Genomic DNA, 26,188 nt, shown 5'->3' with positions numbered 1-26,188 from the left:
TATACTTGTATTAACGAACGGACGCCCAACGGAGGCAAGGCCAGTACGGTGACACGCTGCGCGGCCTGTTCGGCTGCGTCGCTGGTTTGCTACCATTCGCGCCAACTCGCCTGCGGCTCAAACAGGGCGCTCGGTGGCAGCAGCTATACTCGCCTTTCGACGGCCACTCCGCTAACGTCACCGTACTGGCCCTGCCTCCGTTGGGCTGGTTGTTGAATGTGGTAGGTTTTATGATTAAAATTCATCTCCAGCGATTCATAATTCCTGAGGCTTGAGAGTTACATGTGGTAGGTTTTGGAAATCAATATTGCTGGTGTGATATAGGAATAAATTTGGTAATGATGTGTGATTAATAGGAGTTTGCTATGGGAAAAGTACTTGCGGTTTGTATCAGTGAGAAGAAAGGAACACAGAAGAAGAATGTCGGGTCTGCGGTTTTTGTGGAGGACTGGGGGCTTGAGGGGGATGCTCATGCTGGGAAGTGGCATCGGCAGGTGAGTCTTCTTTCCGGTGAAAAGATCGATGCATTTCGTGCAAAGGGCGCAGAGGTTGAGGATGGTGCTTTTGGTGAGAATCTGGTTGTGGAAGGGATTTATTTTGCAAAGCTTCCGGTTGGCACCAGATTTCGTTGTGGTGAGGTTGTGCTGGAGCTGACTCAGATCGGAAAGGAGTGCCACAATGGCTGTGCTATTTTTCAGAAGATGGGTGAGTGCATCATGCCCCGGGAAGGTGTGTTTACAAGAGTGCTGAAAGGTGGAAAAGTTTCCGTCGGTGACGAGATGACTGTGGATAAAGCTATGATTTTTGATACTCATGCACATTACGATGATGAGGCTTTTGATGAGGATCGTTTTGCCATGCTGGATAGTATGCAGGAGAACGGGATCGGGCATATTGTGGATGTGTGTGCTTCTGTGGGACATTTTGACCGGGTTTATGATCTGGTTGAGAAGTATCCTTTTGTTTATGGCGCAGTGGGTGTTCATCCGGATGATGCGGATAAGGTGGATGCAGCTGTGCTGGATGAGATCCGCAGATATTGTGACATGGAAAAAACGGTAGCTGTAGGCGAGATCGGCCTGGATTATTACTGGCATAAGGAGAAGGAAGAGCATCTTCTCCAGCAGAAGGTATTCCGCCAGCAGATGGACATTGCCCGTGAGAAAAAGCTTCCGTTTATCATTCATAGCCGTGACGCTGCGGAGGATACGCTGAATATCGTGAAAGAATATATGAAGGACGAGATGTATGGTGGAATTATCCATTGCTTTTCCTATAGTAAGGAGATTGCAAGAGAGTATCTGAATATGGGACTTTATCTGGGAATCGGTGGAGTGGTTACTTTTAAGAATTCCCGGAAGTTGAAAGAGGTGGCAGAGTATGCGCCGCTGAATCAGATCCTGCTTGAAACCGACTGCCCCTACATGGCACCTGTGCCGAACCGTGGAAAAAGAAACAGCTCCCTGTATCTGCCGGAGGTTGTGAAGACCATTGCGGAGATTAAGGGAATCAGCTGCGAGGAGGTTGTGGCTGTGACGGAGAGTAATGCGTTGAAGGTGTTGAATTTAATTTGATAAACTTGGGAAAAAGTGCTTTGTTATGAGCAAATAGCCGAATGTTCATTTGAGTTTAGTAATATGAAATGAAGAAGGAGCCGTTGTATAGTAGATGAAACATCTGTTTAACAACGACTCCTTTTCAGATCAACAAGGAAATCACCCGGCAGGCGTGCCATTCTCCTGCATCTCTCAGAACTTAAAAGAAAGCTCTTGTCAGTACCGGCGGCGCATGGTTGACACGAAAGTTTACCACCACGGGGAATTTCTTTTGTCAGGGTTCCAATATGGGGCTATTATAGAAATTATAGATTAATAGTTAACAATCTAAATTTACATTCCAAAATGTTAATCCTATTCTTTATATATTATATATGATATAAGCATAAAATTAAAGAAAAAAATATTAGTGCCATTAGAATGTTATCTATTTTACGTATTGATTTAGGCTGTGATATATGATATTTTAGAAGAAGGAAAACAATTTAATTAATTACCATAGAGGGGAGGAACAAGATGAATGAATTAAAATTGGAATTTCAGCTGGAGACAACTGAAATTCCGGCAGAACTGGACAAGGTTTTGGTAAGCTTTCTGAAAGCAACAATAGAGAATTATTCTCCGGCACTTTTTGAAAAGCTTTATAATAAAAATTCGTCCATATTAAAAAAATATACCTGGGCAACATACCTGCCTGGGGCAAGATTTACACAGGAAAAAACATTACTTAACCAGAACCGATTTACTATGACATTTTCAGATGCAGACATAGGGGAACTGATTGAATTTTATAATGCATTTATACTTATGAAATATAAGCCATATTCTATGAATCAGAACTCTATGCGATTGATGGCAGTAAAGATACGAAACATTCCAGAAATACAGGATACAGAACTTATTATAAAAATGAGGAGTGCACTTATTGTTCGTAAGCATGATTCTATAAATAATAGTGATAAGTATTACACATGTAAAGATCTGGAATTTGGAGAAATGGTGAAGGAAAATCTGAGTATTTTTCTTGAAAAATTGAATTTGGAAATGGATATTAGTGATTTTTCAATAACCCCATTGAAAGGGAAAAAAGTGGTAACAAGGACATGGGGTCGCTTAGTAGATGGAAGTATCGGGATATATAAGATAACAGGAAATTTAGAACTATTGAATTTTCTGCGTGCGGCAGGATTGGGAACAAGAAGATCGATTGGAAAAGGGATGTGGGAAGTCATATATTAGGAGGTAAATTATCATGGAAAAATATGTGATTACTCTTGGTGATTTCCTGAAGAATGCCGGAATTGTGGGATTTCATTACATGCTTGAAACAGCAGGGGCGAGAGAAAATATTGATTTTGGTCATTCCGAGGATGATCAGGCATTGTGGGTCAGCATGGATTTTGCACAGAATGCTGACTGGACGGATATGTATTTTAAAGCCTTTATCAGGTATTTTGGACCATTCAGCACGTATCAGGGAATTAAGGATAAAATTCAAATATGTATTGAAAAAATAGAAGCTGAAAATTGGAATCCGGGAAAACAGGAAAAAGATGATTTAAAATTTATCAATGACAAGCTGCAGTCAAACAGCTATCAGGCTGGTTTTGCAAATATTCAAAAGAAAATTGAAAATCCGGAAATCTATGAGAAATTAAAAAAAAATAAACTTAGTGATAAACTGTCAGCAGAAGAACTGAAAAACAGATTAGAAGAACTTCTGGATTTTATAAATCAGCCGGAATGCAGCGAAACTTTTGCAATGAAAAGTATCATATATACTTATATAAATCGGTTCTGGAATGGAAAATGTTTTCTTTTACGTCCTAATGCAAAAAAAGATATGCGAGAGGTGTTTGAAAAAGATTTTTCCGAACCATTTCGAAAGTATCTGAGTGCGGATCATAAGAAGTCAAAAGATCTCTGTATTGATTGTGGTGATCCAATAGGACCGAAAGAAAAGGTTTCAATAGCATTTATGAATGAAGTTGGAGATGATTTTACAAGAAAACGATCTGCGTTTTGGAATTGTAAAGTAGATGCTTTTCTTTGTCCGGGTTGTGCTTTTATATATGCGCTCAGTCCTCTGGGATTCCGGTTGTATGCAAACAAATTTGTTTTTGTAAATATAAATGATAGCATTAGTACTTTGTTATATGCAAATCATAAAAAAGGAAGAATAGATGAAGAAGGAGAAAAAACTGAAAATAAAAAATATTCTCAGTGGTTTGCAGAGACAATCAATATTTTACTGAAAGAGAAACAGAAGGAATTATCAAATGTCCAAGTAATCTTACGCGGAGTAAGTGCAGATGCCAGATATGTATTGAGCATTATTCACAGAAGAATAATAGAAATTATCCGGGAACCAAGAATATCTGATGCATTAACTGCTTTAGCCAAAGCTCCGGTTACGAAAGTTAGAGATAATTTTGTAAATATACATGAAACAGTGGTTATGAATCTTTTACAACATCGGGAACAGTATCAGTTGTTAAATTGTCTATTTAAAGAAAATATAAAAGAAGAATCGAAGAATTTTTATATTTTCTGGGTATATGAGGTGCAACTTTGGACGGAACTTGTAGTAGCATATTCTTCGGATAGAGATAAAAGAAGGGAGATTTCTATGAGCTGTGGAGCTATGAAAAAAAGTGGAGCGGATTTGAGAAAAGCAATTATGGTTGCAAAGGGTATGACTTCCAGTGAAGGCTTGAGAGGTATTGAATATCAGTTGTTAAATGCTTTAGCTGTAAGAAACGTAAATAAATTTATGGATGTTGTAATGCGTTTGTACAGTGCATATGGTTCCAAGAGAAATGAGGATGGACATGAACTTTTGATACCGACTGGATTTGTTCAGATGTTAAATGACAAACAGAAATTTACAGAATATGGATATGCGTTTGTAATGGGATTAGTAGGATCTTACGAGCCTAAGAAGGAGGAAGCATGATTATGAAAAGAGAAGGTTTAACATTTACAGTAATTTTTCTGGCAGAAAGTGCGAACTATGGGGAAGGAATTGGAAATATTTCATCACTGAAAAAAATGACCAGAGGAAACTATGAAGAGTATTCTTATATTTCCAGGCAGGCACTGAGATACAACATGGTACAGCAGGCAAAATGGGATACAACGCCTGTAGATGGAAAAAGTGGAGTAGTACAGTTTGCTCCCTCTGCAACAATTGAAGATTACCCGGAGATTGATCTGTTTGGATATATGAAAACAACATCCAAAGGAGAAGACCAGAATGGTGGAGCTTCTACAAGAAGTGCAGTTGCTAGACTCAGTAATGCTATTGCGCTGGAACCATTTCAGGGAAATCTTGAATTTTTGACAAATATGGGGCTTGCTTTGAGAGGAAATCTGCCGAATGGAATTGCTCAGAGTGAGATGCATCGTTCTTATTATTCTTATACTATGTCTATAGATCTGGACAGAGTTGGTGTAGATGGTGAAATTAATATTGCAGAAGAGGATAAAGCGGAAAGAGTGAAAGTTCTCCTGGATTCTGTTCATTATTTGTACAGAGATATTAAAGGAAGAAGAGAAAATCTCAGTCCATTATTTATAATTGGAGGCAGATACAGCAGAAAAAATCCATTTTTTGAGAACAGAGTAAAAGTAGATGCAAATAAGATTAATGTAAGTACACTGCAGGAATTACTTGAGGATGATAATATCAGAAATTATACGTATGCAGGTGTTACAGCGGGTATTTTTGATAATGAAGATAAATTAAAAGATGTATTAAAAGCAGAATCAGTAGATGCAGTATTTAATCATCTGAAAAAGGAAGTGGAGCAGTATTATGGAGAGGGCAATCAGGATTAAGTGTTTCCAGAATCTTGTAAATTATAGAAAACCCGGAAGCTTTATTATTAAAGAGACGTTTCCTCTTCCGCCATATTCTACAGTTCTTGGGATGATCCATGCAGCTTGTGGTTATACAGAATTTCATCCAATGAAGCTCTGCATACAAGGAACAAATAGTGGGACGGTATCAGAACTTTATACAAGATATTCATTTTCAGCAGGTACGAAATATGAAGAAGGACGACATCAGATCTGTGTTGAAGATGGAGAAAAATATGGAATTTTCAGAGGAATTGCCAATGTTGAACTGGTCTGTGACAATGATATGGTGATACATGCAATTCCAGAAGAGGAAGATTTTGAGAAAGTATATAATTCACTGAAATATCCGCCAAGATATTTATCACTTGGACGATATGAAGATCTGCTGGATATTGAGCGGGTGGATATTGTGAATATTCATCAGGAAGATGAAGTGGCAATAAAGAGAGATATGTATATACCGGTGAGTTACGGAAGTGAGTTGGGGGCCAGACGCGGAACAATATATAATCTTACAAAAGAATATGAAATTACAAAACAGGGGTTGCGCCGCTGGAAAAAAGAAAATGGAAGAGTAAAGGCTTATTATTGTTCTGAAGGAGTAGTAATAGACGAAGGAGCGTATGTGGATGATTTTGAGAAAGATGCAGCGCTGATATTTTGCTGATTAACAAATAAGAAAGTTATCAGCAATGAGATTGGTTTGGAAATGCGGTGGATTATGGATAGGTTTACAAGGAGGCAGGACAAATATCCTGCCTCCGGAAGGAGAAAGCTATGGAGTATTATGCAAAATCCAGACAAAAGATCTTGACTCAGGGAGAGATAGATAAAGTCAAAAATGAACTAGAAGATCTTATAATGAATCTTGAAGGTGAATTTACAGAAACAGATCTTAAAATTATCAGAAATAATATATCTCATTTGCAGGATACAGAAGAAGAGGGACAGAAAACGTTAAAGGAACATCAGAATGACATTGTAAAATGTGCAGAGTTGTTTTTTGAGGAATATGGCGAATATTTTACAGAAAAAGAAAAATGTTTGGTTATAGAAGCTTGTAGAATGCATGATTGGGGAAAAGCGAATCTGATTTTTCAGGGGTTAGTAAATTCAGCTCAGGTTAAAGAACAATATTCTGATATAGGACGGATTACACAGATTCCGCATGGATTTTTAAGCGCAGTTACCATATCAAGAAATGAATTCAAAAAATTATCGGAATTATTTTCAGAAGCAGATTTCAGACCATTTATCACAGCGGTATATCATCATCACGATAGAGAAGACATTTATGAGGGAGATGAAATCCAGGAATATGCAGCAAAATACTATGCAGAACAGATAAGCGAATATTTAAAGAAGGATATCAAAAAATTATATTGTAGTAACCAGAATAAATTGTTGTATCGCAATAATTCTTATGCCTGTGAAACTCCAATTGAACCTAAGATGTGGGAAGAGTATCTTTTGATCAAGGGCTTGCTTAATAAATTTGATTACACAGTAAGTGCAGGGTATGAGAGGGCAGAAATTGCGCCAGATTTGCGAGAGAAAAAACTGAAAAAAAATATAGAAGTTTATCTTCAGAATAAAGAATTGCGGCCTTCACAGAAATTTATGATGGAACACAGAAATGAAAATTTGGTTGTTGTAGCACCTACAGGTTCTGGTAAAACAGAAGCAGCATTGTTATGGCTTAATGGAGAAAAAGGATTTTATACTCTTCCATTGAAGGTATCTTCTAATGCAATTTATTCTCGTATTAAAAATAATTATTCTTATGAGAATGTTGCGTTGTTACATTCTGACAGTATGGCAATGTACTTAAAAGAGTATAAAGAAAATGATTTAGACATTAATGAAAAATATGATCGTGCAAGAATGCTTGCACAGCCATTAACCGTTTGTACGGTTGATCAGCTTTTTAAATTTGTTTATAAAGCATTAGGGACAGAAATTTTTGCAGCAACTTTGAAGTATTCTAAATTAATTTTGGATGAAATTCAATCATATGAACCGGCAGTTATTGCGATTATTATATATGGATTAAAGACAATCCAGGAAATGGGAGGGCGTTTTGCAATTATCACGGCAACATTTCCGCCAGTTCTTAAGCATTTTATGGAAGAAAATGGTTTGATAGAAAATAAACAGTATATTTTTAAGGATTTTACAGGAGAAGAATACTTAACAAATCAGGTTGTGCGACATAAGATTCGGATTAGAAAATCAGAAATGGATATTGATGAAATATTAGAGCAGGGCAGAAATAAAAAGATTTTGGTTATCTGTAATACAGTTTCCCGAGCACAAAAGATTTATAAAGAAATGCAGGAAAAATCAGAAAATGTTTATTTGTTGCATTCGCGTTATATAAGAAGAGACAGAGCTTTTCTGGAAAGACAGATTATGGATTTTGCGGAATCAGAAGAAGCTGGCATATGGATAACAACGCAGATTGTGGAAGCGAGTCTGGATATAGATTTTGATGTACTTCATACGGAGATGTGTACAGCAGATAGTCTTTTACAGAGAATGGGGCGTTGTAACAGAAAAGGAAGATATTTTCCGGAAGAAGCAAATGTTATCATATATGATAATAGAAATGGCGTTGGAAAAAATGGCATTTATGATTCGGTTATGTATGATCGTTCGCTTAAATTGCTTGCTCAGTATGAAAATTTAGAGTTTGTAGAAAGCATGAAAACGATATATATGAATCAGGTTTATGATTCAGATGAAATAAAGGGAACAGGCTATTATGAAGAAATTGAGAAATGTCTGAACAAACTTTCGGAGATTCATCCTGTAGATTATAAACTGAAGGATGCTGAAATAAGGAAAATCAATAGTGTAACAGTTGTACCGGAAGAGATTTATCAAGAAAAAATGGATTTGTTTGAATGTGGAACAGATTTTCTGAGAAAATCCAATGTGAGTAAAGAAACTAAAAGTCTTATAAGATCTAAGTTGGAGGATATGACATTAAATTTAAGTATTTACAGGAATAAATATCCGGAAAATGTAGATAGAGTTTCTGTTGGTTTTAAAAATTGCAAAAAAGTTACAGATATTCATCGTACAGAATATAAATATGAATTTGATCCTAAAACAGGAAAAGGTCAGGGATTGTTGACATCTGAGATTCTTGAGCAGTGTGGATATTTTATGTAGGAGAAAATGTATGGATGAGAGAATCACTGGTGTGATGATTTATTATTATTTCGTCTGTAAGCGGAAATTATGGTATTTTTGTCATGATATTCGGATGGAAACGGAGAATGAAGATGTAATGCTTGGTAAGATTCTGGATGAGAGCAGTTATAAGAAAAAGGATAAACATGTAAATATCGATGATATTATAAATATTGATTTTATTAGTGAGCATAAGGAACTGCATGAGATTAAGAAGAGTAAGGCGGTGGAAGATGCTGGAATCTGGCAGGTGAAGTATTATCTTTATTATTTGCAGAAACGAGGGGTGAGCGGACTTAAAGGGAAGATTGATTATCCGTTGCTGAAGAAGTCGATAATTGTTGAATTGTCGGAAAAAGATGTGGAAATTCTGGAACGGATTATTACTGAGATTACAGATATTAAACATCAGGAGATTATGCCGGTTTCTGGTAATAGTAAATTATGTAAAAAATGTGCTTATTATGATTTATGTACTATATAAACTCTGGATTTGTATCGGGGGAAAAGCATGAAGCAAAGTTTTTATGTTTATAATAACGGGGATTTGAAACGGAAAGATAATACGCTTCAGTTTACAAATTATGATGGTGAGAAGCGGGATATTCCTATTGAGCGGATTTCAGATATTTATGTTATGTCTGAGATGTCGTTTAATACGAAGTTTATTGATTACATATCTCAGTACGGGATTCCGATGCATTTTTTCAATTATTATAATTTTTATATGGGAAGTTATTATCCGAGAGAAAGTCTGCTGGCGGGCCAGCTGTTGGTGAAGCAGGTCAGCTATTATACAGATTATGAGAAAAGGCTGGTTCTTGCAAGAAAATTTATAGAGGCGGCAGCAGATGGTATTTATCGGAATCTCCGGTATTATAATGGACGGGGAAAAGATGTGTCGGAATATCTCAGAGATGTGGATTCTCTTCGTAAACAGCTAAGTAGTGTGACAACGATTGAAGAGCTGATGGGAATTGAGGGGAACATCAGGAGAAGATATTATGCTGCGTGGAATGTGATTGTTAATCAGGAGATTCAGTTTGAAAAGCGTGTAATGCATCCACCAGATAACATGATTAATTCTTTGATTTCTTTTGTAAATACACTAATTTATACGAAAGTGCTTAGCGAGATTTATCATACACAGTTGAATCCTACGATCAGTTATCTGCATGAACCTGGAGCAAGACGGTTTTCATTGAGTCTGGATATTGCGGAAGTGTTTAAACCATTGATTGGTGACAGGTTGATTTTCTCGTTGTTAAATCGGAATCAGATTACGGAGGATAGTTTTACGAAGGAACTAAATTTTCTTCATTTGAAAAAAGATGCTTCTAAACTGATTGTATCTGAACTTGAAAAGAATCTTAAAAAAACTGTGATGCACAAGAATTTGGGAAGGCAGGTTTCTTATCAGTATTTACTTCGGTTGGAGTGCTATAAGTTGATAAAGCATCTGCTTGGTGAAAAAGAATATGAAGGTTTCAGGATATGGTGGTGAATTATGTATGTAGTTTTGGTTTATGATGTAAGTCAGCAGGAAAATGGTTCGAAGCGTTGGTCGAGGATTTTTAAGATTTGTAAAAGGTATTTAACGCATATCCAGAATTCTGTTTTTGAAGGTGAAATTTCTAAGGCTCAGTTGGCACAGTTACAACAGGAATTTAAGTTCTGTATAGATAAAGAATTGGATTCTGTGATTATTTTTAAATCAAGGCAGGAAAAATGGTTGGATAAGGAATTCTGGGGACGGAAAGATGATGCAACCAATTTTATTTTGTAATTGTCAACCTACGATATGGGAAAAATCCCGGGAGGTTGACAAAGCCTTTATTTATAAGGAAAATGGAAGTTTTATAGAGTGTTATAATATCTATTTTGTGTATAAAATAATTGTAAATGACAAGGTCGACAGAAAATGGTAAAATAAACGATGTATTATAGGTGAATGTGGAGCACGGGTATTAATAGAAACATTGTGGAATGTAAAGAAGCTTACAGTAATCTCAAGATGTTCACCAAACACGTATTAATAGAAACATTGTGGAATGTAAAGTGTTGTAGTTTACGCCCTGGATAGCTTCCCTGGTTTCGTATTAATAGAAACATTGTGGAATGTAAAGGTCCGTTTTTTCTCTGAACCGGTTCGCCTGGATAACGTATTAATAGAAACATTGTGGAATGTAAAGTATATAATCACTTCTTTATTTCCCCAGTCAATATCTGTATTAATAGAAACATTGTGGAATGTAAAGTCGGAAGTACCTGCTGCCTGGCCACTTCCAGAAGCTGTATTAATAGAAACATTGTGGAATGTAAAGCATCATCCACCATTGTCAGCAGTCCTCTTCGTCTCCATGTATTAATAGAAACATTGTGGAATGTAAAGCAGGGCATGGAGAACAGACGAAAAGAAATGAACTTAGTATTAATAGAAACATTGTGGAATGTAAAGACTCTTTCTTTGACTGTCCACTCGTGCCGCTGCTAGTATTAATAGAAACATTGTGGAATGTAAAGTCAGTAGACCATCTACAGGTGGATTTTTCTTTGCGTATTAATAGAAACATTGTGGAATGTAAAGTCGGGATTGCTTTGACCTGTCTTGAGTGTTCCGGCTAGTATTAATAGAAACATTATGGAGTGTCAAAGATCAAGAACAATTTTTTACATAGGCATTCTTCCCCATTTCCCCCCCTTAATGTTAACCCCACGTTAAACCTTCGCAAAGTCCATTGTATTCCAATTTTTCCATCCCGATAATATACGCAGATAAAGCAGTTTCAGGAGTTGATGAGATCTGAATCTGAAGAAGCTGGCTGGCAGATCAGAGCTCATATATCAGAGTTCGTGTAAGGGAAGAGAGATGGATAGCAGTATGGACAAAGTTCTGACGGTGATCGTACCTGTCTACAATATGGAAAAATATATCCGGCAGTGTCTGGAATCTCTGGTAATCGGGGAGGTGCTGGACCGGATCGAGGTGCTGGTGGTGTTGGAGGGCTCCAAGGATGGTTCTGCGGAGATCGCGTATGAGTTTGTGGAGCAGTATCCGGATACCTTACGGATCATTTATAAGGCGAATGGTGGTCATGGTTCAGCGATCAACACAGGTCTTATGATGGCGTCCGGTGAGTATGTGAAGATCCTGGACAGTGATGACTGGGTAGAAAGGGATGCTTTCTGCAGGCTGGTGGACTGCCTTGAAACGGAAGGGACGGAGCCTGCCAGACAGGCGGGGCGGAAGATCGATGAAAACTGCTACTACGTTGATGTAGAATTTGTCATGTATCCCATCACTGAGGTAGAGCCGAGTCTGTCAGGCACCGGAGACATAAAACAGGGGATCCGGAAATCCAGGATCGTATTGTATTGTTTTTACAGCGATTTCAGCACTTTAACAAGCCGTGAATTATCCTCCGGCATCATAATACAGAATCGTACAAATTCCCCGTCCAGGCACTGGAAGGAAGAACAGTCACGGATCATCATGCCTTGTCTGATGCAGGCTTCAAATACGTCATAGGAGGTCAGTCCGTTTTTCAGGATTCGGAGCAGGATAAAGTTTGCATAGGCGGGATAGATTTTGTAGGTGTCTGTATCCCTCAGCTCCCGGATCATCCGGTCGCGTTCGGAAAGGACCAGATTTCTGGTTTCTTTAATATAATCTTCATCCTGCAGCATGATCTCTCCTGCAAAGGCACCAAGGCTGTTAAGTGACCATGGTGTCTGTTTTTCGCGCATTTTTGCAAGAAATTCCATATTTCCGGTGATGCCGTAGCCCAGGCGCATTCCGGGAGCAGCGAAGAATTTGGATACGCCGCGGAGTACCATGAGATTGGTGAATTCCCGTGTCAGCGGAACTGCGGTGATGGCGTTGATATCCGGGGCAAATTCCACGTAGGTTTCGTCGATCATCACGAAGATATTTTTTTCTGCACAGAAACCGATAAGTCTGCGAAGCTCTTCCTGGGTGATGGCAGAGGAGGTCGGATTGTTGGGGTTGCAGAGGATGAGAAAATCATAGCCCTGCTCCAGCTTCCGGCAGAGATCTGGAATGTCCGGCTCGAAATCATTGCTTTCCTGAAGGTGGTAGTATTCCTGGGTACTTCCGGAGAAGGAGAGCTCTCTGGAGTATTCAGAATAGGTAGGCCCAAGGATCAGAGTGTGCTTCGGGGCACGCTCCTGGATCAGAAGGGAGATCAGCTCACTGGAGCCGTTTCCCGGAAGGATGAAATCAGCGGGAATATTGCAGTAGCTGGAAATCGTATTCCGAAGGGATGTGTATTCTCTGTCCGGGTAGGAGGAAAGGATATCCACGTGTTCTGCAATGGCTCTGCCGGCTTTTGGGGAAAGTCCCAGAGGATTGACATTTGCACCGAATTTGACGATGTTTTCTTTTTTCAGATTGTAGTAGCTGCAGATCTTTTCTATATCACTTCCGTGAAAAACGGGTTTGGTATCCATTTTTGTCACCTCACATTTTTATTTTTTTGTAAAAAATTTATATCCAGTATACATCAGAATCCGGGACAAAAAAAGACGGGATAAAAAGTTTCTGTATTTTTTTCGAATAGGATATTATTGAAAATTGATTTCTGGAAATGTATGGGAATATTTGATACAATGAGCAGGTAGCGAATGTAGATTGTGAATATCCATGCTGTTTGTTAATGCGGACCGCGAATATCCACATTTTTTCCGGGGCGGGTAAGTTTTCAGGGAGAAACAGCAGGAAAGGAAACAGAAAATATGAATACAGAAGAGAAAAAGATCGCAGTGATCGGAATTGGTGGTGTTGGTGGTTACATAGCCGGGCTGCTGGCGAAGGCGTATCCGCATGTGACGATGGTTGCACGTGGCGCCAGGGCAGAGAGCATCCGGAAAAAAGGCCTGGTGCTTCACAGTGATTATAAGGGTGAGATCGTGGCGAAGCCAGAGCGGGTAGTTCCAATTCAGGATATGGGACAGCAGGATTATATTTTTATCTGTGTAAAAAATTATTCTCTGGCTGAGGTGTGCGAAAGTATCCGGGACATGGTCACGGATGACACAGTGATCATTCCTGTGATGAATGGTGTGGACCCGGGAGAAAACATCCGCCGTCTGGTTGGTAAGGGAACGGTAGTGGATTCGCTGATCTATACGGTGGCTTTTGCCAATGAGGATTTTTCCATTTCCCAGCAGGATACGTTTACGTGGCTTTGTATTGGAATCAAAGATGCGGATGAACGGCAGCAGAAGAAAGTTGCAGAAGTGGCAGGGATCCTGAAAGGTGCGGATATTGACTATAAGGATCAGGGGGATATCGAGGTGGAGATCTGGAGAAAGTATATCCTCAACTGTGCCTTTAATGTGATGACTGCTTTTTATGATAATACCATCGGGGAGCTCCGCAGAGATCCGGTGAAAGCGCAGCAGTATGAGAAGCTTGTATGGGAAGCTGCCAGTGTAGGTCAGGCCAAGGGGGTTGCGCTGACGGATGAGCACATCAATGAGGTGATCTATAAATTCCGCCATGTACATGCAGATAATGCAACCAGCTCCCTGCAGAGAGATTTTCGCATCCGGAGAAAACAGACGGAGCTGGAAACCTTCAGCGGCTATATTGTGAAAGAAGCGAAGAGACTTGGTGTTTCCATTCCGCTTTCCGAAAAAATATATCAGGGACTTATGGAAATGGCAGAAAAATTCTGACCGAAAAGGTGAGTTTTTCTGGTGGAATCCTGTATGCTCTGGTACAATGGGGATATAAAAAATTCTGTATCGCAGGCTGAAAGGTTATCTGTGATACCGGAAGGGAGGAAAAGAGATGAAGAAAGTATTTTTGGCTGTTATTGCAGTGATCGTGGTCCTTGCTGGAGGACTTATGCTCAGTTACAACGGGCTTGCCGGAAGTAAAGAAGCTGTGGAAACTGCAGAGGCTGATGTGGATACCATGCTGCAGAGACGTGCAGATCTGATCCCGAATCTCGTCAGCACGGTAAAAAGTTACACGAAGCATGAGACGGAGGTTGTTGACAGGGTTCTGGAGGCGCGGGACCAGCTGATGAATGCAGATACCGTGGAAGAGAAATCTGAGGCAGATCAGCAGATGGACAGTGCACTTTCCGGTCTGAAGGTTGTGGTGGAAAATTATCCGGAACTGAAAAGCAATACTACTTATGTGGGCCTGATGGATGAACTGTCCGGAAGTGAAAACCGGATCTCTGTAGCGAGAAAAGATTATAATGAGGCTGTGAAAGCTTATAACACAAGGCTTGTGAAATTCCCCGGGAATGTATTTGGTTCCATGCTTGGCTTTGAGAAGGCGTCATATTTTGAGGCCGATGATTCAGCAGCAGATACGCTGGATGTAGGGGATATGCTGGCAGAGTGATAAGATCAGACCATTGTTCTGATGAAATGAAAGAATGGATAGAGGGAGAATATCCTATGAAAAAATGGATCGGACGGATGGCTGTGCTGCTGGCTTTTGTATTGACGCTGTCCGGAAGTACGCTGGCAGCTTTCGGGGAGATCCCGTCTGCCACAAAAGAATTCTATGTTAATGATTATGCAGGGGTTTTCAGCGATACCTGGAAGGAAGAGCTTTGCAAGGCTGGTGAGCAGCTGTATGAGGATACCACAGCGCAGCTGGTTGTCCTTACCGTGGATACCACCGATGGGGAAGACATCAGTGATTATGCAGTGGAAACCGGCCGCAAATGGGGAATTGGTTCAAAGAAGAAAAATAATGGTGTCCTGATTGTCCTTTCGGTTTCGGACCGTAAAGTCTGGGTATCTGTCGGCTACGGTCTTGAGGGAAAGCTGCCTGATTCAAAGACCGGACGACTTCTGGATGAATATGCAGTTCCTTCCTATAAAGACAATCAGTTTGAAAAAGGTACCGTGGAGCTTTATTATGCACTGCTAAATGAGATCCGTGAGGAATACGGCCTGGAGAAGATAACAGCTCCCAGATATGAGAAGGTGCAGCAGGATGTGGACGACGATGAGGATGAGGGAACTGTCTGGGAGATCGCGCTGGGGCTTGTGATGATCGTTTTGCTCATGGTGGGCGCATATCTGCTGTGCGTGATGCTGCCTGTATTTCTTATCGTAACTATGGTTCTGGTTCTGAAGGGCCTGATAATGAAATTGTCGGGAAAGGATACCGCAGACTACTGGAAAAAGAATTTCAGCCGTATGAGTGTACTGCACCGGCTCTTTAATTCCCTGTTTCCGCTGAGCTGGATCCTGGGAAGAGGGGGAAAAAGCAGCGGCGGAAGTTCCGGTAATGACGATGACAGAGATGATGATTATGACAGCTACGACAGCGGAAGCTCCGGAGACGGAGGAAGCTTCGGCGGTGGCGGTGCAGGCAGGGATTTCTAGTGGTGTCGGCAGGAATCGCCGGTTCTCTTGTACAGCACAGGCGGAGCTTTCTAATGCTCTTGACAAAATTTCTCAACTTTGCTACAATGACGAAAATCAATTCCGTGAGGGAGTAATTCGCGTGTAGACGTGGTTTGTCAACATACTGGTGCATGCACCTGGCAAATCTTAAAGAATGAGACTCATGTATATTTTATTTCTGTTACAGAGATAGAGTATACGTGGGTCTTTTTTTATGGCTTCGGAGCGGATGAATATGCAAAGGAGAAGAAAAATGCTGTTATTTATGAAAGTGCTTTTTACCCAGTTTATTGCGGAAATGGGTGACAAAACACAGCTGATGCTGGTGGCAATGACTTCCAGGTTCAAGCTGAAGGATATTTTGCTTGGAACCGGTGTTGCTGTCCTGGTGCTCAACGGACTGGCAGTGCTTGCAGGAGGTATTATCAGTACCGTGGTCCCTACCTGGCTGATCCGTCTGATCGCAGGTGCAGCGTTCCTGTTTTTTGCGGTGACAACGCTGAAGGGTGACGATGATGAGGAGGAGAATGTTAAGGATCGCAAGATCAAATTTGCACCGCTGTCTGTATTCTGTACATTTTTTGTTGCGGAGCTGGGGGATAAGACACAGCTTACCGCAATTACATTTGGTGCCAATGAGGGACTGAGTTCAGCGGTTGTGGTATGGCTTGCCTGTTCACTGGGACTTTTTGCAGCGGATGTGATCGGACTTCTGATCGGATATCTTCTGAAAAGCAAGGCACCGGAGGGAATCCTCAATACAGTTGCATTTGTTATTTTTTCCATCTTTGGAATCCTAACGCTGAGACAGGGCTTTGGCCTTCTGCTCGGGGCGGGCTCTTCTATGATCCTTCCGCTTACCGTAGCGGTTACGGTTGTGTTTGTGATCGTCTGTCTTGTGCTTTATAAGCAGGCGAAAAAGAATTAAATTATTATAAGGAGCTTTGCACAGAATAGGGCTCATACCTGAAAAAGCCTCCGCATACACTGTAAAAAAGCGTCTTCGGGGGCTTGGCAGTGAAGGATTATATTGAAGAACGTGCAGTTGAGATCGCAGGATATATTGTTGAAACAAAGGCTACGGTGCGGCAGGCAGCTAAGAAATTCGGGATCAGTAAGAGTACGGTACATATGGAAGTAACAATATAGAACGGTTCGTTTGGGTAATAGAATAAGAAAAACCAAGGAGGAACGAACCATGAAGGATTTGAAAACAAGAATTACGGAGAATGGCATTGATTATGTACTTGTCGGGGATTATTATATCCCAGACTTGAAGCTGCCGGAGGAAAAGCGATCTATCGGTAAGTGGGGACGAATGCACAGGGAGTATCTGAAAAAGCAGTGCTACGGTAGATATTCCAGTTTACTGCTGACCGGAAAACTTTGGAGCTATCTGGAGGATTTGGACGAACAAGCGGAGGAACGGTTTACGTGTATTGTTGATCAGATGAAAGCGGCTGAGGGAGTGACGGAGGAATTGAAGCGGAAAGATGCTATGCTTTGGGTACAACGGTGTAATAATATTAGAAACAGAGCAGAAGAAATTGTACTGAACGAAATGGTTTATATTTAGTATGGAGCAGTCAGCCGAAAGGCTGGCTGTTTTTCTTTTCCTAGCGACAGAAAATGATTGACAATGTTATAAGACTGTGGTAGTCTGAAAACAAGAACAGACTACTGTAGTCTTATAGGAGGCGAAACAAGTGACAGAGGAAAATATCAAACTTTTTGATTCGGAATTAAAGGTAATGGATGTTCTGTGGAAGGATGGTGACGTGCCAGCGAAATATGTTGCAGATACTTTAAACAGAGAAGTCGGCTGGAATAAAAACACAACGTATACATTGATTAAGCGGTGTATCAATAAAGGCGCGATTGAACGAACGGAACCGGGATTTATGTGCCATGCGCTTATAGCAAAAGAACAGGTACAGGATCTGGAAACAGATGAACTTATTGATAAGATATATGATGGATCTGTTGACAAGTTGTTTGCGGCACTTCTTGGCAGAAAAAAACTTTCTATGGAGCAGATTAAGAACCTGAAGCAGATCGTCAGTGAATTGGAATGAGGTGATGTATATGAGCCTGCTGCAAATGAGTTTTCTGGGAACGGTTATTATTTTACTTATTGTGGTATTAAGGGCTGTGCTTATCAACAGATTACCGAAGAAAACATTTTTGATTTTATGGTGGATTGCATTAATACGGTTATTAGTTCCATTTTCCATAAAATCAGTCACAAGTATTTATTCTCTGTTGCAGAGTATTTATTCTGATATAAACCCAGTGAGAACGGCGCAAACGACAACATTTTTACCCATTCATGGGAATATGCCTGAGATAGCAAATGGATTATCAGAGGCTATGGTACAGAGAACAGAATCCATTTCGATTTTGAGTGTAATATGGCTGGCAGGTCTGTTACTTTGTTTTGGATTTTTTGCGGTTTCCTATATAAAATGTTATCGGGAATTTCGATTTTCGCTGCCTGTTGAAAATGATATTTTGGAAGCATGGAAGGAAAAACATCCACTAAAAAGGAGTCTATCCATCCGGCAGACAGAAACCATAGCTGCACCACTTTCTTATGGTGTGATTCGCCCAGTTATTTTAATGCCGAAAAATACAGAATGGAAAAATATTTATCAGCTTCGTTATGTGTTGGAACATGAATATGTGCATATCAGACGGCTTGATATGCTTACAAAGCTGATAATGATTGCTGCAGTATGCATTCATTGGTTTAATCCTCTTGTGTGGGTAATGTATATTCTTTTTAACAGAGATTTGGAATTATCCTGTGACGAAACCGTAGTCCGTAGATTTGGAATGGATATAAAGTCGGTATATGCAACTGCTTTAATATCTATGGAAGAAAAAAAGAGCGGACTGACACCATTATGTAACAGTTTCAGTAAAAATGCGATTGAAGAGAGGATAAGAGCAATTATGAAGATAAAGAAGACATCTAAGTTTGCAGTAATTATAAGTGCAGTATTGGTAATTTGCGTGACAGGTGGATTTGCAACTTCCGCATCATCCTTGGAGAAAAAGACAGAGACAGCGCAAGAAAACGGTGAAACAACAGTTGCTTTAAACGAAGTGAATATCCGGGAAGATGAATCACTTTCAAGTTCGGATGTGGAATGGTGGACAGCAGAAGAGTATGCGAAATGGCTGGACGAGGAAAAAGAAGTTCTGCAGTCTATGATTGGTGAAAAAGCTTATACAGGCGGCGACGGATGGTTTGTATGGACACAGGAAAAGGTAGATGAGACGATTGCACTTTATGAGGATAATCTTCAAAAAATAAAAGATGGGATGAAGTTGTCGAAATCATCTGATGATGCAGTGGGAATTACAATGGCATATTCTCCGGAAAATATAGAATATGCGAAGCAGGAAGCAGAAACGGTCACCGAAAATAAAGACAGTAATGAAAATGTATTCAGCGAAGAACAGCTTTCTGAATATGCAAAAGCGGGAATAACTTACCAGAAAGAAACAGGATTTCTGATGTATGATGGAAAGACCATTGGATATTTCCGGGATGAGTTTAAGCCGGGTACTTATACAATAAGTTCCAAACGTGGAGGTACGCTTCGAGTTGAAGTGCAAAGGGAAAACTATGGCACCATCACAGACGTAAAGGCAGAACCGTTATCAGATGATTTTTGGTCAGAACCGGCAGTATTGGTTGAAAGTTCCGGCGGAGAAGCTGTAACTGCAGATGAAATGAAAGGATCTGTTTTTGAAGAAGGAGGAAGTGAGAACATAGCGGCTGATGACATGGGCGAATATAGCAGTGAAGAGGGAAAAGGTCTTAATATTGCTGTTCCACAGGAGTATGCTGATTATGGAGTATCTTGTGATGCTCAAGGAAACTGGGTTTATAATGGTAAGATTATAGCAGATTTATATGATGAGGGAAGGGGAATCTTTTCTAACAGCAACGGAACTATGTACATTGAAGTAACGAGAGACAAAAGTGGAAAGATCAGCAGCTTTCAAAAAGTAAGCAAAAATAGAATGCAGGAATTATTTACTGAATTTAATCCGGAAGCGGAAACATTTGATGGATATACTTCAGAGGCGAAACATTAAGTTAGTATTAAATGAAACGAGGACGATTAGGTGGGAAAAATATTGCTGGTATCATTCGAGGGAGCTGAGGAAGATTTGGTAAATTCTGTTATTTCTGTGTTAGATTCCGGCAGAGAGAAATTTCTTTTTCAGGAAATACAATTTCAATCGAAAATATGGCATAAGGGTATAGCGATTGATTTGAAACGGAGAGAAGTCGTTCGTGATAATAGAAAAATAGAATTAACTTACACCGAGTTTGAAATCCTGCAGTTATTAGCACAAAATCCAGGAAGAGTATTTAGTAAAGAACAGATTTATGATATAGTCTGGAAAGAATCCTATTTTGGCGATTACAATATAGTAATGAGCCATATCAGTCATATTCGTGAGAAAATAGAAGATGATCCGGGTAACCCGGTATATATTCAAACCGTCTGGGGTGTAGGATACAAGTTCAATGAGAAGGCAGGCAGCGAGTAAATTCGCTGCCTTTCCTTTACAGGGATGGATTCAGATTTTGCTGAGTTTTAAGATAATATTGCTCTGCTGATACAACCAGTCTGTGAATTCTGTCGGACTGGTTGTTCCTGCCTTTACAGCTTTCTTACGCCGCAGAGCTTCTTTCTTAAAAAGGTCAAACGCAGTTTTCATTTCTTCCAGACGTTCAATCGGAAAATCAGCAGTTTTTTTGGATTTATTGATTTTATTACGCCAATTCTGGCATTCATTTTTATAAAGCAAATCATAGTTATTTTCTCTGGCTCGTTCATCAAATTCCCTTTTATTTTGAAGTGCCTGTGCTTTACGGCACTTATCACTGCATAGTTCATAACGCTGGTTTTTTGCCAGAAAATATTTTCCACAGACTTTGCACTGACGGAAACAAAGGCCCCAGTCATTCAGCCGATTCAAGTAATAAGTGATAAGCGGATAAAAAGAGCTGTAGGCAGCTACGCATTCTGTTCTGCGCCTATTATCCGGAAACCAAAGTTCAAGTCGAGTGATTTCAGCAGGAGTGTTGCGGAAATAAAGACTGCCAGTATGAAAACGTTCTGGTTTTCCGGTATCAGAATTAAAATTCATGACATTTTCTGTTTGGAATGCCTGAGTCAAAATTTGGATTTTTTCTATAAAACGATCACAGGCAGTATTACGGTCACGATATTCCCTTGTAACAAGATATTCATTCCAAATACGGAATGTAGCATACATTCTCACCGGATCACCGGTGAGATATTTTTTTGCCAGAAAATCACCAGCAGTCTGTTCCAGTGCAGGCTGTTTCCAACGGTTAGTGTGCAATGCATCACGTAGGGGAGCAAGTCCATATATATTCCAGTTCTTTTCTTTATCATATTCAAAATCTATCAGAAAACGTCCTAGAGGACGTGTTATATCATATATGACATCGTTATCTTTATTTCCGTCCAGTCGAAAACGGATTTGCTGTTCTGTTCCGATTAAAATTCGCTCCTTCATTTTGCCCCTGTCCAGTGCCAGAACGAAGAGGATGCGGTCATAGCAAGGCTCTTGCCTTATAAATTGATAAGCCATTTCTATTTACTCCTGCCTTATATGGTAATTTTAAAAACTATAATATTAGTTACATTTATGGTATCTCGGAAATATTGAAAAGTCAAGATAAGATTGATATGATGCGGATGCGTGGTAATTTTGTACTATGCAGTATGTTTTGACAACTTTATAACCGTCTAACCTGAGATAAACCGCCATGACCTTCGATAAAAGAAGCGAGCGCATCCGAATGGATGACGTGTTGTATGCCTTGATAGCAGTATGACTTAGGAAACAGGAAAGATAAAACGGCAACGAAAAGCTAAAAAAATGAAATCAAAAATGGAGGAACAACATGAGTGAAAATAAGAGATTAAACAATTATGATGAGCTGCCTCTTGTACTGGATGTGGTTGATATTCAGCGGATTATGGGGATTTCCAGAGTAACGGCTTATGAACTGGTTCATACACCCGGTTTTCCGGCATTTCGAAGCGGCAGACTGATTAAGGTTAGTAAAATTGCTTTTTTCGAATGGATGGCAAAGGGGAATGGAAGGGTGCCGGAGAATAGTAACTAAATCTGGAGCAGAGCGGAGAGCGAAGTCTTTTGTGCAGGTTAAGGGCGGCAGCCATTGCCCAGTGAGTTGATGCGTGCGTCTACTCGTACTGGGTATTACCTGACGCAAATTCACGCAGGTTTGCAGCTTCGCTGCCTTATTTAATTTGGAAAAACGTGAAAAAGGAGGGCAAGAAAATTATTGAAAGCAACAAGACACAATGGACGCTCCGGGAAAAATGGCACTTATAATCCCAGGCATAATGATCGCCGTTTCGACTTGGAAAACAGTGAACATATTGATGCTGGAAGAGTCAGAGAAAATATTTACTGGGACTGTTACCGTGGCTATACCACAATGCAGAACAGGGAAGAAGATTCTCAGGATATCAGTTTTGAGAAAATTGAATGTACTTTTTATCAGGAACATTATGGAATGCATATAGAAGCGCAGAATGAAAGAAATGCAAGAACCCGTCATACAGAGCGTAACCGATCTGTGGAAGATTTACTAAAAAACAATAAAACCTGTCCAGAGGAAACTATTTTTCAAATAGGAACAGTAGAAGAATCTGTTTCCTATGAAATATTGCTTGCGGTCGTACAGGACTTTACAAAGCAGTTTACAAATCGGTTCGGTTCTCATGTACATATTCTGGACTGGGCACTGCACTTGGATGAGGGAACACCGCACATCCATGAACGTCATGTATTTGATTGTGAGAATAAGTACGGGGAAATCTGTCCTCAGCAGGAAAAAGCACTGGAAGAATTAGGGATTCCACTTCCAAAACCGGATAAACCCAAAGGCCGCAATAATAATCGAAAGCAGACTTTTGATGCTATTTGCCGGACAATGCTTTTTGATATAACCCGAAAATACGGGTTGCATCTGGAAGAAGAACCGTCTTATGGAGGGCGTGACTATCTTGAAAAACAGGATTATATCCTGTTTAAGCAAAAGGAACAGATGAAAAACCAGACGGAAATACTGGATAGACTTACTTTGAAAGTTGAGGATGCGGAAGCTCTGATCGATGAAGTTTCAGATATTGCTTACGACAAAGCTGTGGAGGTTGTGACGGATGAGGTCAGAGTGGAAACCCATAAAGAAGACATTCGTCTGGTAGAACAGTCAAAGGCGTGGGTGCTTTCCCCTGAGCGCAAGGCTTCCCAAAAAGAAAGGACTTATGCTGCAAGCCGATTGGATGGAGTAATTACCAAAATTACAAAAGCTATGCAGACAGCAGTTAAAACAATTCAGACCACGCTGATAAAACCAGAAGTCAAAAAGGCGAATATCGAGCAGATTAAGAAAAAAGCCAGAAGTTCCATTCTGGATAGGCTGACAAAAGCGAAAATTACTGCGGAACAGGAGAACCGGGAGCGATGGGAACACGAAGGAAGAATTAAATTAGGAAGAAACGATATGGAGTTGTGATGTAAAGGAAAGAGGAAAAGGATGAATATATTTGAAGCGGTTAAACAGTCTGTGACTACCCGGCAGGCTGCAGAATGCTATGGAATACGGGTAAACAGGAACGGAATGGCAGTCTGCCCGTTTCACCGTGACAAGAATCCAAGCATGAAAGTGGACAGGCGTTTTCATTGTTTCGGATGTCAGGCAGATGGGGATGTGATTGATTTTACGGCACACTTGTACAATTTAAAACCGAAAGAGGCGGCAGAGAAACTGGTAAGGGATTTTTCTGTACATTATGAGAACATGGGGCACAGCCCGCCACAGAGAAAACAAATCAAACGACAGCTAACACAGGAACAGAGGTATCTGCAGGCAGAAAATAGATATTTCCGTGCATTGGCGGATTACCTGCATTTGTTGAAACAGTGGAAAGAAGAGTATCCGCCGAAACAGATGGAAGATGTCTGGCATCCGCTGTTTATGGAGGCATTGGAAAAAATATCAGAAACAGAGTACCTGCTGGATATATTATTAGCAGGCACATTAGAAGAACGAGTTGCCGTAGTGGTAGCTCATGGGAAGGAGGTGACAGCGATTGAACAGAGAATTTCAGACTTTAACACCACAGACACGACAGGAATTGTGCGAAGTAATGGAGATAATGGAAGCGGAGTTGACAGTAGAGGAAATCAGAGAACAACTGGAAATGACACAGAAGGGTGCTGTGAAAAACAATCGGCATAACTGTAAGCTAATTTTAGAACATGATCCTCTGTTAAAAGGTGTATTCCGGTATAATATTTTGACTGAGCAGACAGACCTTGTAAAACCTGTGTGGTGGGAACGGATAAGCCCGGCATTCACAGATATGGATTTGAACTATATTATGCTTTATCTGGAAGAAACGTATGGTTTGACGATGGATAAGGTTGTGCAGAAAAGTATTGTCCATCAGGCAGATCGGAACAAATATCATCCTGTCCGGAATTATCTGAATAGTTTGCAATGGGATGGACAGGAGCGTATCCGCTATGTGCTGCATCATTTCTTGGGCGCACCTGTGGATGAGTTGACGTATGAAAGTATGAAAATGTTTTTGCTGGGAGCTATTGCCCGTGCGTTCCGCCCTGGAATTAAGTTTGAATATATGCTTTGCCTGGTTGGTGGTCAGGGTGTAGGAAAATCTACATTTTTTCGGTTCATGGCGGTAAAGGACGACTGGTTCACTGATGACATTGGCAAGCTGGATTCGGAAAAAGTTTATTGCCAACTTCGTGGTCATTGGATGATTGAAATGTCTGAAATGGTCGCAACGGCACGCTCTAAGAGTATTGAGGAAACCAAGAGCTTTCTGAGCAGGCAGAAAGAGACTTATCGGGATTCTTATGCAGTATATGCTCTTGATCGTCCGAGACAATGTGTATTTGGAGGAACATCCAATATTAAGCGATTCCTGCCGTTTGACCGTACCGGAAATCGAAGATTCGTTCCGGTTCAGACGAACCGGGCAGAGATGGAGGTTCATATCCTCGAAAATGAGAAGGAATCCAGACAGTATATTGATCAGGTGTGGGCGGAAGCAATGATGTTGTACCGTAATGGGAATTTTAAACTGGCGTTTTCAAAGGAAACAGAAACACAGCTTGATAAACTGCGGCAGGAGTTCATGGCGGATGATACGGAAGCCGGAATGATACAGGCATGGCTGGATGAACATGAAGACAGAAAAGTCTGTTCATTGATGCTTTTTAAAGAGGCACTGGACAATCCTTATGTAAAGCCGAAGAAGGCGGAGACAGACCGCATCTGTGAAATCATGAATACAAGCATTGTGGGTTGGAAACAGGGGACGATGACAAGATTCAAGGATTACGGTACACAGCGTTCGTGGGTATGTGTAAACGAAAACTGTAAACGAGACGCAAAAGACTTAAAAAATGAAAATGACTGGCATCCGGTTACTGAGGAGGAAGCCCGGCAGATGGAGTTATCCTTCCAGTAAAATGCCAGTCAGGTTTACGGTAGTTGGCGTGTTGTTTACGCTTTTATCTATGGTTATTGCTTTGAGTTGTAGAATTTGTAAACAGTAAACAGATATATAAGAGTAATTTGGTATTGAGGAAAGAAAACTGAAAAAACAAAAAGAATTAGATTTTTTGGAGTTTGTTTACAGCGGTGGTTTACAACAGGGATGCCCCTTTGACTGGCATCTATTTAAGTTGAACAGGAATGACATTTAGCAGGACTATTTCAAAGAACATTTTCATAGTTATGGACAAGGATATACGGGAGGAGGTGGGAATTCCGCTATGAAAAAGAGAAAACTTAATTATCGATTCCATAATCCAAACACTGCGGAAGTAACCGCCGACTATCTGTTAAAGATATTGATTGAAGCAAATGCAAGTAAGGTGGAACAGGCAATACAAGAAGCAGCGGATGAGCTTCCCAATGAACCAAAACATGATGGAGGGTGTCCTGCGTAGCGCGTGGGATGCCTTTTATTTTTTTGCTATTGCTTGTGTTCTGTCTGAAAATCAGTTAAAATTAGTTCTAGAAAGTCATAGATTAGTCATAGAAT

24 protein-coding genes, 2 pseudogenes and 1 CRISPR repeat array are annotated in these 26,188 nt (G+C 40.3%); of the genes and pseudogenes, 24 read left to right on the top strand and 2 right to left on the bottom strand.

What is annotated here, in order from left to right:
• Window positions 1-365: 365 nt before the first annotated feature.
• From NE638_RS18445 to NE638_RS11590, 10 genes and pseudogenes are all read left to right on the top strand, one after another.
• Window positions 366-1,574 (top strand): TatD family hydrolase, encoded by a 1,209-nt coding sequence (locus NE638_RS18445; protein WP_180212105.1) that lies wholly within the window; start codon window positions 366-368, stop codon window positions 1,572-1,574.
• A gap of 498 nt (window positions 1,575-2,072) precedes the next feature.
• On the top strand, window positions 2,073-2,795 hold the full coding sequence (gene cas6 / locus NE638_RS11630) for a CRISPR-associated endoribonuclease Cas6 (RefSeq protein WP_173741726.1): 723 nt from the start codon (window positions 2,073-2,075) through the stop codon (window positions 2,793-2,795).
• A 13-nt stretch (window positions 2,796-2,808) separates the two neighbouring features.
• A complete protein-coding gene (gene cas8a1 / locus NE638_RS11625; RefSeq protein WP_202031302.1) occupies window positions 2,809-4,512 on the top strand; it encodes a type I-B CRISPR-associated protein Cas8b1/Cst1 in 1,704 nt (567 codons plus the stop codon).
• A gap of 2 nt (window positions 4,513-4,514) precedes the next feature.
• A complete protein-coding gene (gene cas7i, locus NE638_RS11620) occupies window positions 4,515-5,396 on the top strand; it encodes a type I-B CRISPR-associated protein Cas7/Cst2/DevR (RefSeq protein ID WP_173746225.1) in 882 nt (293 codons plus the stop codon).
• Window positions 5,374-6,087: a CRISPR-associated protein Cas5 gene (gene cas5 / locus NE638_RS11615; RefSeq protein ID WP_173741728.1), complete on the top strand. Its 714-nt coding sequence runs from the start codon at window positions 5,374-5,376 to the stop codon at window positions 6,085-6,087. The genes cas7i and cas5 overlap by 23 nt, the downstream gene beginning before the upstream one ends.
• A 110-nt stretch (window positions 6,088-6,197) precedes the next feature.
• On the top strand, window positions 6,198-8,597 hold the full coding sequence (gene cas3 / locus NE638_RS11610; protein WP_173746224.1) for a CRISPR-associated helicase Cas3': 2,400 nt from the start codon (window positions 6,198-6,200) through the stop codon (window positions 8,595-8,597).
• A 10-nt stretch (window positions 8,598-8,607) separates the two neighbouring features.
• On the top strand, window positions 8,608-9,102 hold the full coding sequence (cas4, locus tag NE638_RS11605; protein ID WP_173746223.1) for a CRISPR-associated protein Cas4: 495 nt from the start codon (window positions 8,608-8,610) through the stop codon (window positions 9,100-9,102).
• A gap of 27 nt (window positions 9,103-9,129) precedes the next feature.
• Window positions 9,130-10,122 carry a type I-B CRISPR-associated endonuclease Cas1b gene (gene cas1b / locus NE638_RS11600; RefSeq protein ID WP_173746222.1) on the top strand — a complete coding sequence of 331 codons (993 nt, stop codon included), beginning with the start codon at window positions 9,130-9,132 and terminating at the stop codon, window positions 10,120-10,122.
• Between the two features lie 3 nt (window positions 10,123-10,125).
• Complete coding sequence (gene cas2, locus NE638_RS11595; RefSeq protein ID WP_173746221.1) at window positions 10,126-10,404, top strand: CRISPR-associated endonuclease Cas2; 279 nt, start codon at window positions 10,126-10,128, stop codon at window positions 10,402-10,404.
• 178 nt (window positions 10,405-10,582) lie between these two features.
• Window positions 10,583-11,272: direct repeats of the CRISPR family, unit length 30 nt; unit sequence GTATTAATAGAAACATTGTGGAATGTAAAG.
• Window positions 11,273-11,487: 215 nt separating this feature from the next.
• Window positions 11,488-11,829: pseudogene (locus NE638_RS11590) on the top strand (glycosyltransferase family A protein); the annotation flags it as partial.
• 170 nt (window positions 11,830-11,999) lie between these two features.
• On the opposite strand, the gene NE638_RS11585 reads toward NE638_RS11590, so the two are convergent.
• On the bottom strand, window positions 12,000-13,088 hold the full coding sequence (locus NE638_RS11585; RefSeq protein ID WP_173746220.1) for a pyridoxal phosphate-dependent aminotransferase: 1,089 nt from the start codon (window positions 13,086-13,088) through the stop codon (window positions 12,000-12,002).
• Between the two features lie 285 nt (window positions 13,089-13,373).
• Here NE638_RS11585 and NE638_RS11580 point away from each other — a divergent pair, with 285 nt between their 5' ends.
• The 9 genes and pseudogenes from NE638_RS11580 to NE638_RS11540 all read left to right on the top strand — a co-directional run bounded on the left by NE638_RS11580 (window position 13,374) and on the right by NE638_RS11540 (window position 20,591).
• Entirely contained in the window at window positions 13,374-14,318 is a 945-nt protein-coding gene (locus NE638_RS11580) for a ketopantoate reductase family protein (protein ID WP_173746219.1), read from the top strand.
• Window positions 14,319-14,433: 115 nt separating this feature from the next.
• Window positions 14,434-15,000 carry a LemA family protein gene (locus tag NE638_RS11575; protein WP_173746218.1) on the top strand — a complete coding sequence of 189 codons (567 nt, stop codon included), beginning with the start codon at window positions 14,434-14,436 and terminating at the stop codon, window positions 14,998-15,000.
• 56 nt (window positions 15,001-15,056) lie between these two features.
• Window positions 15,057-15,998 (top strand): TPM domain-containing protein, encoded by a 942-nt coding sequence (locus NE638_RS11570; protein WP_173746217.1) that lies wholly within the window; start codon window positions 15,057-15,059, stop codon window positions 15,996-15,998.
• Between the two features lie 274 nt (window positions 15,999-16,272).
• On the top strand, window positions 16,273-16,947 hold the full coding sequence (locus tag NE638_RS11565; protein WP_118752649.1) for a TMEM165/GDT1 family protein: 675 nt from the start codon (window positions 16,273-16,275) through the stop codon (window positions 16,945-16,947).
• Between the two features lie 89 nt (window positions 16,948-17,036).
• Window positions 17,037-17,162 (top strand): annotated as a pseudogene (locus NE638_RS11560) (sporulation transcriptional regulator SpoIIID); the annotation flags it as partial.
• A 55-nt stretch (window positions 17,163-17,217) separates the two neighbouring features.
• Entirely contained in the window at window positions 17,218-17,595 is a 378-nt protein-coding gene (locus NE638_RS11555) for a TnpV protein (RefSeq protein ID WP_008707145.1), read from the top strand.
• A 130-nt stretch (window positions 17,596-17,725) separates the two neighbouring features.
• Window positions 17,726-18,094 (top strand): BlaI/MecI/CopY family transcriptional regulator, encoded by a 369-nt coding sequence (locus tag NE638_RS11550; protein WP_008707144.1) that lies wholly within the window; start codon window positions 17,726-17,728, stop codon window positions 18,092-18,094.
• A gap of 4 nt (window positions 18,095-18,098) precedes the next feature.
• Window positions 18,099-20,129, top strand: coding sequence for a M56 family metallopeptidase (locus NE638_RS11545; protein WP_244092593.1), 2,031 nt, complete (start codon window positions 18,099-18,101; stop codon window positions 20,127-20,129).
• 30 nt (window positions 20,130-20,159) lie between these two features.
• Entirely contained in the window at window positions 20,160-20,591 is a 432-nt protein-coding gene (locus NE638_RS11540; RefSeq protein WP_020993285.1) for a winged helix-turn-helix domain-containing protein, read from the top strand.
• Between the two features lie 30 nt (window positions 20,592-20,621).
• On the opposite strand, the gene NE638_RS11535 is transcribed toward NE638_RS11540, so the two are convergent.
• Window positions 20,622-21,665 carry a DUF6076 domain-containing protein gene (locus NE638_RS11535; protein WP_173746216.1) on the bottom strand — a complete coding sequence of 348 codons (1,044 nt, stop codon included), beginning with the start codon at window positions 21,663-21,665 and terminating at the stop codon, window positions 20,622-20,624.
• 316 nt (window positions 21,666-21,981) lie between these two features.
• Between NE638_RS11535 and NE638_RS11530 the strand changes: the two genes are divergently transcribed.
• The 5 genes from NE638_RS11530 to NE638_RS11510 all read left to right on the top strand — a co-directional run bounded on the left by NE638_RS11530 (window position 21,982) and on the right by NE638_RS11510 (window position 26,093).
• Complete coding sequence (locus NE638_RS11530) at window positions 21,982-22,206, top strand: helix-turn-helix domain-containing protein (RefSeq protein WP_022388634.1); 225 nt, start codon at window positions 21,982-21,984, stop codon at window positions 22,204-22,206.
• A 180-nt stretch (window positions 22,207-22,386) separates the two neighbouring features.
• Window positions 22,387-23,625, top strand: a complete 1,239-nt coding sequence (locus tag NE638_RS11525; RefSeq protein WP_118609695.1) for a hypothetical protein — start codon at window positions 22,387-22,389, stop codon at window positions 23,623-23,625.
• Window positions 23,626-23,646: 21 nt separating this feature from the next.
• Window positions 23,647-24,351: a CHC2 zinc finger domain-containing protein gene (locus NE638_RS11520; RefSeq protein ID WP_118045004.1), complete on the top strand. Its 705-nt coding sequence runs from the start codon at window positions 23,647-23,649 to the stop codon at window positions 24,349-24,351.
• Window positions 24,260-25,609 (top strand): virulence-associated E family protein, encoded by a 1,350-nt coding sequence (locus NE638_RS11515; RefSeq protein WP_173746233.1) that lies wholly within the window; start codon window positions 24,260-24,262, stop codon window positions 25,607-25,609. Before NE638_RS11520 ends, NE638_RS11515 begins: the two co-directional genes overlap by 92 nt.
• Before the next feature lie 307 nt (window positions 25,610-25,916).
• Window positions 25,917-26,093: a hypothetical protein gene (locus NE638_RS11510; RefSeq protein ID WP_171030313.1), complete on the top strand. Its 177-nt coding sequence runs from the start codon at window positions 25,917-25,919 to the stop codon at window positions 26,091-26,093.
• Window positions 26,094-26,188: the final 95 nt, after the last annotated feature.

The organism is Blautia sp. MSK.18.38 (assembly GCF_024460535.1).
GTDB lineage: Bacteria > Bacillota > Clostridia > Lachnospirales > Lachnospiraceae > Blautia_A > Blautia_A fusiformis.
Note: the sequence above shows the minus strand (reverse complement) of the source record. Positions and strands in the feature narration are given on the sequence as shown.

Bases quoted from the DNA above. Each gene is read 5' to 3' on its own strand.
- cas3 (WP_173746224.1), top strand. From the start codon at position 6,198: ATGGAGTATTATGCAAAATCCAGACAAAAGATCTTGACTCAGGGAGAG.
- NE638_RS11530 (WP_022388634.1), top strand. From the start codon at position 21,982: ATGAGTGAAAATAAGAGATTAAACAATTATGATGAGCTGCCTCTTGTA.
- NE638_RS11535 (WP_173746216.1), bottom strand. From the start codon at position 21,665: ATGGCTTATCAATTTATAAGGCAAGAGCCTTGCTATGACCGCATCCTC.
- NE638_RS11510 (WP_171030313.1), top strand. From the start codon at position 25,917: ATGAAAAAGAGAAAACTTAATTATCGATTCCATAATCCAAACACTGCG.
- cas8a1 (WP_202031302.1), top strand. From the start codon at position 2,809: ATGGAAAAATATGTGATTACTCTTGGTGATTTCCTGAAGAATGCCGGA.
- NE638_RS11575 (WP_173746218.1), top strand. From the start codon at position 14,434: ATGAAGAAAGTATTTTTGGCTGTTATTGCAGTGATCGTGGTCCTTGCT.
- cas6 (WP_173741726.1), top strand. From the start codon at position 2,073: ATGAATGAATTAAAATTGGAATTTCAGCTGGAGACAACTGAAATTCCG.
- NE638_RS18445 (WP_180212105.1), top strand. From the start codon at position 366: ATGGGAAAAGTACTTGCGGTTTGTATCAGTGAGAAGAAAGGAACACAG.
- NE638_RS11585 (WP_173746220.1), bottom strand. From the start codon at position 13,088: ATGGATACCAAACCCGTTTTTCACGGAAGTGATATAGAAAAGATCTGC.
- cas7i (WP_173746225.1), top strand. From the start codon at position 4,515: ATGAAAAGAGAAGGTTTAACATTTACAGTAATTTTTCTGGCAGAAAGT.
- cas1b (WP_173746222.1), top strand. From the start codon at position 9,130: ATGAAGCAAAGTTTTTATGTTTATAATAACGGGGATTTGAAACGGAAA.
- NE638_RS11555 (WP_008707145.1), top strand. From the start codon at position 17,218: ATGAAGGATTTGAAAACAAGAATTACGGAGAATGGCATTGATTATGTA.
- NE638_RS11515 (WP_173746233.1), top strand. From the start codon at position 24,260: ATGGAGATAATGGAAGCGGAGTTGACAGTAGAGGAAATCAGAGAACAA.
- cas2 (WP_173746221.1), top strand. From the start codon at position 10,126: ATGTATGTAGTTTTGGTTTATGATGTAAGTCAGCAGGAAAATGGTTCG.
- cas5 (WP_173741728.1), top strand. From the start codon at position 5,374: ATGGAGAGGGCAATCAGGATTAAGTGTTTCCAGAATCTTGTAAATTAT.
- NE638_RS11565 (WP_118752649.1), top strand. From the start codon at position 16,273: ATGCTGTTATTTATGAAAGTGCTTTTTACCCAGTTTATTGCGGAAATG.
- cas4 (WP_173746223.1), top strand. From the start codon at position 8,608: ATGGATGAGAGAATCACTGGTGTGATGATTTATTATTATTTCGTCTGT.
- NE638_RS11545 (WP_244092593.1), top strand. From the start codon at position 18,099: ATGTATATGAGCCTGCTGCAAATGAGTTTTCTGGGAACGGTTATTATT.
- NE638_RS11570 (WP_173746217.1), top strand. From the start codon at position 15,057: ATGAAAAAATGGATCGGACGGATGGCTGTGCTGCTGGCTTTTGTATTG.
- NE638_RS11520 (WP_118045004.1), top strand. From the start codon at position 23,647: ATGAATATATTTGAAGCGGTTAAACAGTCTGTGACTACCCGGCAGGCT.
- NE638_RS11580 (WP_173746219.1), top strand. From the start codon at position 13,374: ATGAATACAGAAGAGAAAAAGATCGCAGTGATCGGAATTGGTGGTGTT.